Origin of the sequence: Streptomyces graminilatus, from assembly GCF_001418565.1 — a bacterium.
Taxonomy (GTDB): Bacteria; Actinomycetota; Actinomycetes; order Streptomycetales; family Streptomycetaceae; genus Streptomyces; species Streptomyces graminilatus.
Genome location: NZ_LIQQ01000458.1, coordinates 1 through 11,725 on the forward strand (window position 1 = coordinate 1; position 11,725 = coordinate 11,725).

Consider the following 11,725-nt stretch of genomic DNA (forward strand, 5'->3'; position numbering starts at 1 on the left):
GCGCCCACCCGTGCCGCCCCAGCGGCACGACTGCCCGCAGGCTGGGGCGGCCACGCATGCCCGCAGGGTGGGTGGCGCGCATGCCCGCAGCGTGGGGCGGCGCGCATGCCCGCAGGGTGGGGGAGTGGTACGCCCTGGACCGGGAGTAGGCGGGACGGGCCCCTGTGGAGCAGCCATGGGGGCAGCAGTGTCAGGGGGTCCAGGTAGGTGTCGCCTCTCAGCAGGCCCCAGTGCACGCACGTCGTCGCGCAGTGGCCGGCTACGGGCTCCACCGTGCCCACCACCTCGCCCGCCGTCACCTCCGTTCCCTTCTCCACTGCCGGTGTCACCGGTTCGTAGGTCGTGCGCAGGGGCGGAGTGCCCGTGCCCGTGAGCTCCAGCGAGACGACACCCCTCCCGGCCACACGGCCCGCGAAGTGCACCCGGCCCGGTGCCACCGCCCGGACCGGGGCGCCGGCGGCTGCCCCCAGGTCCACGCCCCGGTGGCCCCTGGCGTAGGGCGTCGCGGGCGGTTCCCAGGCCCGCAGGACCAGCGGGCGGATCCCGACGGGCCAGGTCCGGGCGACCGCGGGGGCAGGCGGCGCGTCCGGAACGGGCGGGGGCGCCCCGGCTCCCCGTGCCGCCGACGCGGTCAGGGCCAGCAGCAGTCCCACGGCCCAGCACACTCCTCGTTTCGCTCGCATGGCGGGAGAATGGCGTGATTCAGGACGGTCTGCATGGGGCTGTGGACAACTGACCGATTGTGGATATCGGCGTCACCCGGGGCCCCGCGGGTCCCGTACACTTCCTTTGGCGATCCGGGTCACCGGGTCGACTTCGCACGCCCCGACATCCGGCCCTGTACAGGGCGGGTGTCAACGCCTCTCGGTCCCTCGTGGCAAGGCGTATTCGGGCGTCAGGCGTGGGTGCCGTCCGGCACTCGCGGCACAACCGAGAAACACAAGGAGAACGGCCATGGCCGTCGTCACGATGCGGGAGCTGCTGGAAAGCGGCGTCCACTTCGGTCACCAGACCCGTCGTTGGAACCCGAAGATGAAGCGCTTCATCTTCACGGAGCGCAACGGCATCTACATCATCGACCTGCTCCAGTCGCTGTCGTACATCGACCGCGCCTACGAGTTCGTCAAGGAGACCGTCGCCCACGGCGGCACGGTCATGTTCGTCGGCACGAAGAAGCAGGCGCAGGAGGCGATCGCCGAGCAGGCGACCCGCGTCGGCATGCCCTACGTCAACCAGCGCTGGCTGGGCGGCATGCTCACCAACTTCTCGACCGTCTACAAGCGTCTGCAGCGCCTCAAGGAGCTTGAGCAGATCGACTTCGAGGACGTCGCCGCGTCCGGTCTCACCAAGAAGGAGCTTCTCGTGCTCTCGCGCGAGAAGGCCAAGCTGGAGAAGACCCTCGGTGGTATCCGCGAGATGTCCAAGGTCCCCAGCGCCGTCTGGATCGTGGACACCAAGAAGGAGCACATCGCGGTCGGTGAGGCCCGGAAGCTCAACATTCCGGTCGTCGCCATCCTCGACACGAACTGCGACCCCGACGAGGTCGACTACAAGATCCCGGGCAACGACGACGCGATCCGTTCCGTCACGCTGCTCACCCGCGTGATCGCCGACGCTGTCGCCGAGGGCCTCATCTCCCGTTCCGGCGTCAACACCGGTGACAAGGGCGAGAAGGTTGTCGCCGAGCCCCTCGCCGCCTGGGAGCGCGACCTCCTCGAGGGCGAGAAGAAGGCCGACGACGCCGAGGCGCCCGCCGCCGAGGCCGCTGCCGAGGCTCCGGTCGAGGCCGCTGCCGAGACCGAGGTCACCGCTGAGGCCCCCGCCGCCGAGGCTCCGGCCGAGGCTGCCGAGCAGGCCTGACCCTCACCCCTTCGGGTTGTCGACGGCGGGGGCACCTCCATCGGGCCCCCGCCGTTCGATCCGCAGATCTTTCAGACTTCGAGAGAGACTCCGAGAATCATGGCGAACTACACCGCCGCCGACGTCAAGAAGCTCCGTGAGCTCACCGGCGCCGGCATGATGGACTGCAAGAAGGCGCTGGACGAGGCCGAGGGCGATGTCGACAAGGCCGTAGAGGCCCTGCGCATCAAGGGCCAGAAGGGCGTCGCCAAGCGCGAGGGCCGTTCCGCCGAGAACGGCGCGGTCGTCTCGATCATCGCCGACGACAACACCTCCGGTGTTCTCGTCGAGCTGAAGTGCGAGACGGACTTCGTCGCCAAGGGCGAGAAGTTCCAGGCCGCGGCCACCGCGCTCGCCGAGCACGTCGCCAAGACCTCCCCGGCCGACCTGGAGGCGCTGCTCGCCTCCGAGATCGAGGTCGGCAAGACGGTCCAGGCGTACGTCGACGAGGCCAACGCCAACCTGGGCGAGAAGATCGTCCTCGACCGCTTCGCGCAGTACGCCGACGGTTTCGTGCTGGCGTACATGCACCGCACGATGCCCGACCTGCCCCCGCAGATCGGTGTCCTCGTCGAGCTGGACAAGCCCAACGCCGAGGTCGCCAAGGGCATCGCCCAGCACATCGCCGCCTTCGCGCCGAAGTACCTCTCCAAGGAGGACGTGCCGGCCGAGGTCGTCGAGACCGAGCGCCGCGTCGCCGAGGAGACCACGCGCGCGGAGGGCAAGCCCGAGGCCGCCCTGCCGAAGATCGTCGAGGGACGCATCAACGGCTTCTTCAAGGACGCCACGCTGCTCGGCCAGCCGTACGCGCTGGACAACAAGAAGTCCGTCCAGAAGGTTCTGGACGAGGCCGGTGTCACCCTGAAGCGCTTCACGCGCATCAAGGTCGGCATCTGAGTCCGTACCGCGATCGACGCGCGGCCCGCGCAGGGATACCTATAGGGTCGACGGCAGTCGCGCGCGTACGCCGTCACGCACGCGCGCGTGGCGGACGACAGCAGATCTGACGAGGAGGCCATTGCCGAGCATGGGATGCGATCGACACCCCACCGGCAGTGGCCTCCTTCGTATGTGTGACACGTGAAGAGGCGAGATTCTCCATGACCACCAAGGCCCAGAAGAGCGACGACGGCAAAGTACGCGGCAGGTTCATGCTGAAGTTGTCCGGAGAGGCCTTCTCCGGTGGCGGGGGCCTGGGCGTCGACCCCGACGTGGTGCACAAGATCGCCCGTGAGATCGCGGCCGTCGTGCGCGACGGCTCCGAGATCGCCGTCGTCATCGGCGGCGGCAACTTCTTTCGCGGCGCGGAACTCCAGCAGCGCGGCATGGACCGCGCCCGCTCGGACTACATGGGCATGCTCGGCACCGTCATGAACTGCCTCGCCCTCCAGGACTTCCTGGAGAAGGAGGGCATCGACAGCCGGGTCCAGACCGCCATCACCATGGGACAGGTCGCCGAACCGTACATCCCGCTGCGTGCCGTACGACACCTGGAGAAGGGCCGTGTGGTCATCTTCGGTGCCGGTATGGGCATGCCGTACTTCTCCACCGACACGACCGCCGCGCAGCGCGCCCTGGAGATCGACGCCGAGGCGCTGCTGATGGGCAAGAACGGCGTGGACGGGGTCTACGACTCCGACCCGAAGACCAACCCCGCGGCCGTCAAGTACGACTCGCTCGGCTACGGCGAGGTCATCACCCGGGACCTCAAGGTCGCCGACATGACCGCCATCACGCTGTGCCGTGACAACAAGCTCCCGATCCTCGTCTTCGAGCTTCTGGCCGAGGGCAATATCGCGCGGGCCGTCCGGGGTGAGAAGATCGGCACACTCGTCGGTGAACAGGGCAGCCGGGACTGACCCGGCATCGCCCCCGCCCGGGAACGGACCCCGAGCGGGGACGGACCTGAGTGGGGGATGGACAATGTCCTGCCGGTCGGGAACCGTGCAGGAAGAAGACGCGACGCAGCCGGCCGCCGTCCCGGACCGAGAACAGCAGCCGGGGCTACTCAAGACACGCAGGAGCAAGTGGTGATCGAAGAGACCCTCCTCGAAGCCGAGGAGAAGATGGAGAAGGCCGTCGTTGTCGCCAAGGAGGACTTCGCCGCGATCCGCACCGGCCGTGCGCACCCGGCGATGTTCAACAAGATCGTGGCCGACTACTACGGCGCGCTGACACCGATCAACCAGCTCGCCTCGTTCTCCGTGCCCGAACCGCGGATGGCCGTGGTGACCCCGTTCGACAAGAGCGCGCTGCGCAACATCGAACAGGCGATCCGCGACTCCGACCTGGGCGTCAACCCGAGCAACGACGGAAACATCATCCGCGTGGTGTTCCCCGAGCTCACCCAGGAGCGCCGCAAGGACTACATCAAGGTGGCCCGGACCAAGGCCGAGGACTCCAAGATCTCGATCCGGTCCATCCGCCGCAAGGCCAAGGACACCATCGACAAGTTCGTCAAGGACGGCGAGGTCGGCGAGGACGAGGGCCGCCGCGCGGAGAAGGAGCTCGACGACACCACCGCGAAGTACGTCGCGCAGGTGGACGAGCTCCTCAAGCACAAGGAAGCGGAGCTTCTCGAAGTCTGATGAACGACTCTTCCTGGGGGGCGCCGCCCCACACCGGGTACTGGGGGCCCTCCGAGGGAGGGCCTGTCCAGGGGGCTGCCCCGGCGGGTCCCGCGTACGATGCGCACCACGCGCAGCAGACTCGCCCCATGCCCATCGTGCCCGACGTACCCGCCCATGGCGGGGACCAGGATGACGACCGGGGGGCCGCTCGGCCGGGCGGCCCCCTGTTCCGCGACGAGATGCCGCATGCACAGCCCTACGGGGCGGTGCCGCAGAAGCCGGATTCCATGCCCACGCCCGACGACGCCCAGCAGCCCGCCCCCGCCCCGCAGAAGAAGAGCGCGGGCCGGGACCTCGGCGCGGCCATAGGGGTCGCCATCGGGCTCGGTGTGGTGATCATCGCGTCGCTGTTCGTCGTCAAGGCCGCCTTCGTCGGCGTGATCGCGGTCGCCGTCGTGGTCGGCCTGTGGGAACTGACGTCCAGGCTCCAGGAACGCAAGGGCATCAAGGCACCGCTGGTGCCGCTCGCGCTCGGCGGGGCCGCGATGGTCGTCTCCGGATACGTCCGGGGTCCCGAGGGCGCGTGGGTCGCCATGGCGCTCACCGCGCTCGCGGTCCTGGTCTGGCGCATGACGGAACCCCCCGAGGGCTACCTCAAGGACGTCACGGCAGGCGTCTTCGCGGCCTTCTACGTGCCCTTCCTGGCGACGTTCGTCGCGATGATGCTCACCGCCGACGACGGCGCGCAGCGCGTCCTGACGTTCCTGCTCCTGACCGTCGTCAGCGACACCGGCGCGTACGCGATCGGCTGGCGCTTCGGCAAGCACAAGCTCGCCCCGCGCATCAGTCCCGGCAAGACCCGTGAGGGTCTGTTCGGCGCCGTCGCCTTCGCGATGGTGGCCGGCGCGCTGCTGATGGAGTTCGTGATCGACGACGGCACCTGGTGGCAGGGACTGCTGCTGGGCCTCGCGGTCGCGGTGAGCGCCACGCTCGGCGACCTCGGCGAGTCCATGATCAAGCGGGACCTGGGCATCAAGGACATGGGCACGCTGCTGCCGGGACACGGCGGCATCATGGACCGGCTGGACTCGCTCCTTCCCACGGCTCCCGTGGTGTGGCTGCTGTTTGTCGCCTTCGTGGGCTGAGGCCGTTTCTGAATGTTCCAGTACGGTCCGGATTTCGCGTGAAACTCCTACGTCGGCCTGAAACCACCCCTTTCGAACCTAAGATCGACTTCAGTGTGGTCGATCCGTCCGGAAGGGGTGGCGTGCATGTGGGGGCGTAGTCGTGCGAGGCGCCAGCGGCAGGCCGAGGGGCTGGTGGCCGTCGCCGGGCCCGTGGAGGCGGCCGACGCCGCTCATCAGGCCTTGCTTGAGCTGCGGCGATCGGTGCAGGGGGAACTGGCGAGGATCGAGGCGCTGCTCGATCAGGGTGACGGGCTGCCCTCGGACACCATTCGCGAGCAGACGAACGGGGCGATGAGCGTCTTCGCCGAGCTGGACGGGGTGTCCCGGCGCTACCACGAGATCCGTACGGGCACGGTGGCGGCGGCCGAGAACGGTGCCGAGGCGGCTGGGCCCTGGCTGGTCGCGCTCGGGGAACACACCCGGTCGATGACCGAGCTGGGGGAGACCTTCGCCGGGGTCGGCGAGTCCCTTGCCTATCTCCGCGGGCGCACCGAACGGCTGCGCACCGACATCGTCCCGCTGCGCCAGGCGGCACACGGGGCGCTGCGAGCGGCCCAGGACGAGCTGACCGCGGCCGAGGGCGCCGACGGCTGGCACGGCTGGCGAACGGACCTCACCGCCCTGGGCGCCCGCCTGACCGAACTGGACGGCGGCCGCGTCACACCGACGGCCCGCCGCAAGGTCAGCGACCACTACCGCGAACTGGAGCGCGAGGTGACACAGCTCCGGGGGGTGATGGCGGCGACGGATCGGTGAGGACGCACTGGGACGCGCTGAGTGCATCAAGAACGGCTGAGTACATCAGGAAAGGCTGAGTGCATCCAGAACGGGTCGAGTACGGTTGAGTACGTCCGGAACGCGCTGAGCTGGGCATTCGTGCCTCGCCGTGAAGTTGTCCACAGGCGGCGAAGGGGTGTCCGGATGTCTGCGACACTGGTATGGCCATGCCTAAGCCCGGAGAACTCACATTCGTCGCCCCGCGCGGAGCCCAGAAGCCGCCGCGGCATCTTGCCGATCTCACGCCCGCCGAGCGTAAAGAGGCCGTTGCCGCGATCGGTGAGAAGCCGTTTCGTGCCAAGCAGCTCTCGCAGCACTACTTCGCGCGGTTCGCGCACGACCCGGCCGAGTGGACGGACATCCCGGCCGCCTCGCGCGGCAAGCTCCAGGAAGCGCTGCTTCCGGAGCTGATGACGGTCGTCCGCCATCTGTCGACCGACCAGGACACCACCCGCAAGACACTGTGGCGGATGTTCGACGGGACGCTCGTCGAGTCGGTGCTCATGCGGTACCCGGAGCGGGTGACCATGTGCATCAGCTCGCAGGCGGGGTGCGGGATGAACTGCCCGTTCTGCGCGACCGGGCAGGCCGGGCTGGACCGGAACCTGTCCACCGCCGAGATCGTGCACCAGATCGTGGACGGGATGCGCGCGCTGCGGGACGGGGAGATCCCCGGTGGCCCGGCGCGGCTCTCCAACATCGTCTTCATGGGCATGGGCGAGCCCCTCGCCAACTACAAGCGCGTCGTCGGTGCCATCCGCGCCCTGACCGACCCCGAGCCGGACGGCATGGGGCTGTCGCAGCGTGGGATCACCGTCTCGACGGTCGGGCTGGTGCCGGCCATCCACCGGTTCGCCGACGAGGGCTTCAAGTGCCGGCTCGCCATCTCCCTGCACGCGCCCGACGACGAGCTGCGTGACACCCTCGTCCCCGTCAACACTCGGTGGAAGGTGCGCGAGGTTCTCGACGCCGGGTGGGAGTACGTGGCCAAGTCCGGGCGTCGGCTGTCGATCGAGTACGCGCTGATCCGGGACATCAACGACCAGGCCTGGCGCGGTGACCGTCTCGGGCGGCTGCTCCGGGGCAAGCCCGTGCACGTCAACCTGATTCCGCTGAACCCGACTCCGGGGTCCAAGTGGACCGCTTCGCGGCCCGAGGACGAGAAGGCGTTCGTCGAGGCCATCGCCGCGCACGGGGTGCCCGTCACCGTTCGGGACACCCGAGGGCAGGAGATCGACGGGGCGTGCGGGCAGCTCGCGGCCACCGAGCGGTAGCTCGCGGCGACCGGGCGACAGCCTGCGGCCACCGGCCGGTAGCTCGCGGCCGGCGGGCGGTACTCTTACGTCGTACGTACATATCTTCATATTCCGACAGGGGAGCGCCACAGCGCTGAGAGTGCGGGACAGACCGCAGACCCTCTGAACCTCGCCCAGGTCATTCTGGGTAGGAAGTTCGGTCATCACTCAAGCTGTTGCGCCCTGCCCGGAACCCTTCAGTGGGTCCCGGGCAGGGCCGCGTCTCTTCCTGGTCATCCCAGGAGGAAGAATTCCAGTGAGCATCACCAGGCAGGTCACGGCACTGGCCGTCGGGCTCGGGCTTGTCACCCTGTCCGCGTGCGGGTCCCAGAGCGGCGGCAGCGGTTCGGGGGCGGGCTCCAAGACCGTCACCCTCGTCAGCCATGACTCGTGGGCCGTGTCGAAGAACGTTCTCGCCGCCTTCGAGAAGCAGTCCGGGTACAAGGTCAGGGTCCTCAAGGACGGTGACGCCGGACAGGCCGTCAACAAGGCGATCCTGACCAAGGACAACCCGCAGGGCGATGTCTTCTTCGGCGTCGACAACACCCTGCTCTCCCGTGCGCTCGACAACGGGCTGTTCCAGTCGTACGAGGCGAAGGGCGCCGACGCGATCCTGCCCGCGTACCGGACCGACGAGGCCAAGCACCGGGTCACGCCGATCGACACCGGCGACATCTGCGTCAACTACGACAAGGCCTGGTTCAGCGAGCACAAGCTGACCCCGCCCCAGACCTTCGCCGATCTGGTCAAGCCCGCCTACAAGAACCTCCTCGTCACGGAGAACGCCTCCACCTCCTCGCCGGGCCTCGGCTTCCTGCTCGGCAGCGCCGCCAAGTTCGGCGACGACGGCTGGACCGGCTACTGGACCAAGCTCAAGGCCAACGGCGTCAAGGTCGTCGACGGGTGGGAGCAGGCGTACAACGAGGAGTTCTCCGGGTCGGCCGGCGGCAAGAAGGCCAAGGGCGACCGGCCGCTCGTCGTCTCGTACGCCTCCTCGCCGCCCGCCGAGGTGATCTTCGCCGACCCGAAACCGGCCACCGCCCCGACCGGGGTCGCGACCGGCACCTGCTTCCGGCAGATCGAGTACGCCGGGCTGCTCAGCAACGCCAGGAACACCGCCGGTGGCAAGGCGCTGCTCGACTTCCTGGTCGGCAGGACCTTCCAGGAGGACATGCCGCTCAACATGTTCGTGTACCCGGTGCGGGAGGGCGCCAAGGTGCCCGCCGAGTTCACCGAGTTCGGACCGCAGGCCAAGGACCCCGAGACCATGGACCCCGCGAAGATCGCCGAGCACCGTGACCAGTGGGTCAAGTCGTGGACATCGCTCGTACTGAAGTAGCCCGAGCCGGCGCGGCCACGGCGGCCGGGCGGGTGGTCAAGGGCGCTGTTCTGCGCGGAGCCCTGCTCGTCGTGCCCGTCGTCTTCTTCGCGCTCTTCTTCGCCTACCCCGTCGCCGCGATCGTCGCGCGCGGTCTGCGTGTCGACGGGGTCTGGCGGTTCGGGCAGATCGGGGACGTGCTGGGGGACTCCGGCATCCGGCACGTCCTCTGGTTCACCGTCTGGCAGGCGCTCGCCTCCACCGCGCTCACGCTGCTGATCGCGCTCCCCGGCGCGTATGTCTTCGCGCGCTTCGATTTCAGGGGCAAGCAGATCCTGCGGGCCGTGGTGACCGTGCCGTTCGTCCTGCCGACCGTTGTCGTCGGTACGGCGTTCCTGGCGTTGCTCGGGCGCGGCGGACTGCTCGACGAGCTGTGGGGCGTACGGCTGGACACGACCGTGTGGGCGATCCTGCTCGCGCACGTCTTCTTCAACTACGCGGTCGTCGTACGGACCGTCGGCGGGCTCTGGGCGCAGCTCGACCCACGGCAGGAGGAGGCCGCGCGGATGCTCGGCGCCTCGCGGTTCGCCGCCTGGCGGCAGATCACCCTGCCCGCGCTCGGGCCCGCCGTCGCCGCCGCCGCGCTCATGGTCTTCCTCTTCACCTTCACCTCCTTCGGCGTGGTCCAGATCCTCGGCGGACCGACCTTCGCCACCCTCGAAGTGGAGATCTACCGCCAGACCTCGGAGATCTTCGACCTCGGTACGGCCGCCGTGCTGACGATCGTGCAGTTCGTGGCGGTGGGCGCGGTCCTCGCCGTGCACGCTCGGACGGTACGGCGGCGGGAGAGCGTACTGCGGCTCGTGGCACCGGACACCACATCGCGCCAGCCGCGCGGCCGGGGGCAGTGGGCGCTGCTGGGCGGGGTGCTGGTGAGCATCGCCGTGCTGCTGGTGCTGCCGCTCTCCGTGCTCGTACAGCGGTCGTTCGATACGGCCGGCGGTGCCGGCCTTGGCTACTACACGGCGCTCACCAGCGACGACTCCGGCATCTTCCTCGTCGCGCCGATCGCCGCCATCGGGAACTCGCTCCAGTACGCCGTCGCCGCCACCGGTATCGCCGTCGTCATCGGGTCGCTGGCCGCCGTCGCGCTCACCCGGCGCGATGCCGGGCGGATCGTACGGGGGTTCGACGCGCTGTTGATGCTGCCGCTCGGGGTGTCGGCGGTGACCGTGGGGTTCGGGTTCCTCATCGCGCTCGACGAGCCGCCGCTGGACCTGCGCGGCAGCTGGATCCTCGTACCGCTCGCGCAGGCGCTGGTCGGGGTGCCGTTCGTCGTACGGATCATGCTGCCGGTGCTGCGGGCCGTGGACGGGCGGTTGCGGGAGGCGGCGGCCGTGCTCGGGGCCTCGCCCTGGCGGGTCTGGCGCGAGGTCGATCTGCCGATCGTGCGGCGGGCGCTGCTGGTCGCGGCCGGGTTCGCGTTTGCCGTGTCGCTGGGCGAGTTCGGGGCGACCGTGTTCATCGCCCGGCCCGACAATCCGACCCTGCCGGTCGCCGTGGCCCGCTTGCTGGGGCACCCCGGTGACCTCAACTACGGGCAGGCGATGGCCCTTTCGACGATCTTGATGGTGGTGTGCGCGGTGGCCCTGCTCGTGCTGGAGCGGCTGCGGACCGACCGGACGGGGGAGTTCTGACCATGCCTATGCCTATGCCCATGCTCAGTCTTGACGGGGCGACCGTGCGGTTCGGGGCGCGGGCCGTGCTCGACGGTGTCGGCCTTGATGTCGCCGAGCACGAGATCGTGTGCGTGCTCGGGCCCAGTGGCAGCGGAAAATCGACGCTGCTGCGGGCGGTCGCCGGACTTCAGGCACTGGACGCGGGACGGGTGTCGCTCGACGGCCGGGACCTCGCCGGGGTGCCCGCGCATCGGCGCGAGGTCGGGCTGATGTTCCAGGATCATCAGTTGTTCCCGCAGCGGGACGTCGGCGCCAATGTCGCCTTCGGGCTGCGGATGCACCATGTGCCCAGGGATCAACAGGGTGTACGTGTGCGGGAGTTGCTTGAGCTGGTCGGGCTGCCGGGGGCGGCTGGGCGTGCTGTCGCCGCGCTCTCGGGTGGGGAGCAGCAGCGGGTGGCTCTTGCTCGGGCGCTCGCGCCCCGGCCCCGGTTGCTGATGCTCGACGAACCTCTCGGTCAGCTGGACCGCTCGCTGCGGGAGCGGCTCGTCGTCGAACTCCGGGAACTCTTCGGGCGGTTGGGTACCACCGTGCTCGCTGTCACGCATGACCAGGGTGAGGCCTTCGCGCTTGCCGACCGGGTGATCGTGATGCGGGACGGGCGAATCGCCCAGTCCGGTACGCCGCTTGAGGTATGGCAACAGCCCGCCGATGAGTTCGTGGCGCGCTTTCTCGGCTTCGAGAATGTCGTCGAGGCTGCGGTGAGTGGGGAGGTCGCGGATACGCCCTGGGGCAAGGTGCGGGTTCCCGAGGGTAGTTCGCAGGGGGCGCGCATGTTGCTCGTGCGGCCTGCCGGTGTGCGTCTGGTGGCCGCCGACGAGGGGCTGCGGTGTGTTGTGGCCGCTCGTACCTTCCGGGGTACGTATGTTGCTGTGCGGCTTCGGCCGGAGGGTGGGTGTGGGCCTTCGTTGGAGGCGGCTTGTGCGTTGCGGGAGGCGCC

General features: G+C 69.2%; 10 protein-coding genes and 1 pseudogene. 10 read left to right on the forward strand and 1 reads right to left on the reverse strand.

Translation table 11 applies throughout. The features are described 5' to 3' along the window. Positions 1–119 precede the first annotated feature (119 nt). Positions 120–683 (reverse strand): annotated as a pseudogene (locus AOK08_RS32640) (peptidoglycan DD-metalloendopeptidase family protein); the annotation flags it as partial. Between the two features lie 271 nt (positions 684–954). Here AOK08_RS32640 and rpsB point away from each other — a divergent pair. The 10 genes from rpsB to AOK08_RS32690 form a co-directional block, all read left to right on the forward strand. Next, positions 955–1,860 (forward strand): 30S ribosomal protein S2, encoded by a 906-nt coding sequence (rpsB, locus tag AOK08_RS32645; RefSeq protein ID WP_055532801.1) that lies wholly within the window; start codon positions 955–957, stop codon positions 1,858–1,860. A 99-nt stretch (positions 1,861–1,959) separates the two neighbouring features. Next, positions 1,960–2,796, forward strand: coding sequence for a translation elongation factor Ts (gene tsf, locus AOK08_RS32650; RefSeq protein WP_055532803.1), 837 nt, complete (start codon positions 1,960–1,962; stop codon positions 2,794–2,796). 203 nt (positions 2,797–2,999) lie between these two features. Beyond that, entirely contained in the window at positions 3,000–3,758 is a 759-nt protein-coding gene (pyrH, locus tag AOK08_RS32655; protein ID WP_055532805.1) for a UMP kinase, read from the forward strand. Between the two features lie 171 nt (positions 3,759–3,929). Beyond that, on the forward strand, positions 3,930–4,487 hold the full coding sequence (frr, locus tag AOK08_RS32660; protein ID WP_055532806.1) for a ribosome recycling factor: 558 nt from the start codon (positions 3,930–3,932) through the stop codon (positions 4,485–4,487). Further along, positions 4,487–5,614: a phosphatidate cytidylyltransferase gene (locus AOK08_RS32665; protein ID WP_079054407.1), complete on the forward strand. Its 1,128-nt coding sequence runs from the start codon at positions 4,487–4,489 to the stop codon at positions 5,612–5,614. The genes frr and AOK08_RS32665 overlap by 1 nt, the downstream gene beginning before the upstream one ends. Positions 5,615–5,740: 126 nt before the next feature. Then, on the forward strand, positions 5,741–6,412 hold the full coding sequence (locus AOK08_RS32670) for a hypothetical protein (RefSeq protein WP_157876884.1): 672 nt from the start codon (positions 5,741–5,743) through the stop codon (positions 6,410–6,412). Positions 6,413–6,600: 188 nt separating this feature from the next. Then, on the forward strand, positions 6,601–7,707 hold the full coding sequence (rlmN, locus tag AOK08_RS32675; RefSeq protein ID WP_055532813.1) for a dual-specificity RNA methyltransferase RlmN: 1,107 nt from the start codon (positions 6,601–6,603) through the stop codon (positions 7,705–7,707). Positions 7,708–7,984: 277 nt separating this feature from the next. Beyond that, positions 7,985–9,067 (forward strand): thiamine ABC transporter substrate-binding protein, encoded by a 1,083-nt coding sequence (locus tag AOK08_RS32680; RefSeq protein ID WP_055532814.1) that lies wholly within the window; start codon positions 7,985–7,987, stop codon positions 9,065–9,067. Further along, positions 9,043–10,743, forward strand: coding sequence for an ABC transporter permease (locus tag AOK08_RS32685; RefSeq protein ID WP_055532812.1), 1,701 nt, complete (start codon positions 9,043–9,045; stop codon positions 10,741–10,743). The genes AOK08_RS32680 and AOK08_RS32685 overlap by 25 nt, the downstream gene beginning before the upstream one ends. A gap of 8 nt (positions 10,744–10,751) precedes the next feature. Beyond that, on the forward strand, positions 10,752–11,725 hold a 974-nt coding region (locus AOK08_RS32690), incomplete at its 3' end, for an ABC transporter ATP-binding protein (RefSeq protein WP_055532815.1).

What these genes read in the sequence shown, in the direction of transcription:
- rpsB (WP_055532801.1), top strand. Translation starts at nt 955, where the DNA reads ATGGCCGTCGTCACGATGCGGGAGCTGCTGGAAAGCGGCGTCCACTTC.
- tsf (WP_055532803.1), top strand. Translation starts at nt 1,960, where the DNA reads ATGGCGAACTACACCGCCGCCGACGTCAAGAAGCTCCGTGAGCTCACC.
- pyrH (WP_055532805.1), top strand. Translation starts at nt 3,000, where the DNA reads ATGACCACCAAGGCCCAGAAGAGCGACGACGGCAAAGTACGCGGCAGG.
- AOK08_RS32665 (WP_079054407.1), top strand. Translation starts at nt 4,487, where the DNA reads ATGAACGACTCTTCCTGGGGGGCGCCGCCCCACACCGGGTACTGGGGG.
- AOK08_RS32670 (WP_157876884.1), top strand. Translation starts at nt 5,741, where the DNA reads ATGTGGGGGCGTAGTCGTGCGAGGCGCCAGCGGCAGGCCGAGGGGCTG.
- rlmN (WP_055532813.1), top strand. Translation starts at nt 6,601, where the DNA reads ATGCCTAAGCCCGGAGAACTCACATTCGTCGCCCCGCGCGGAGCCCAG.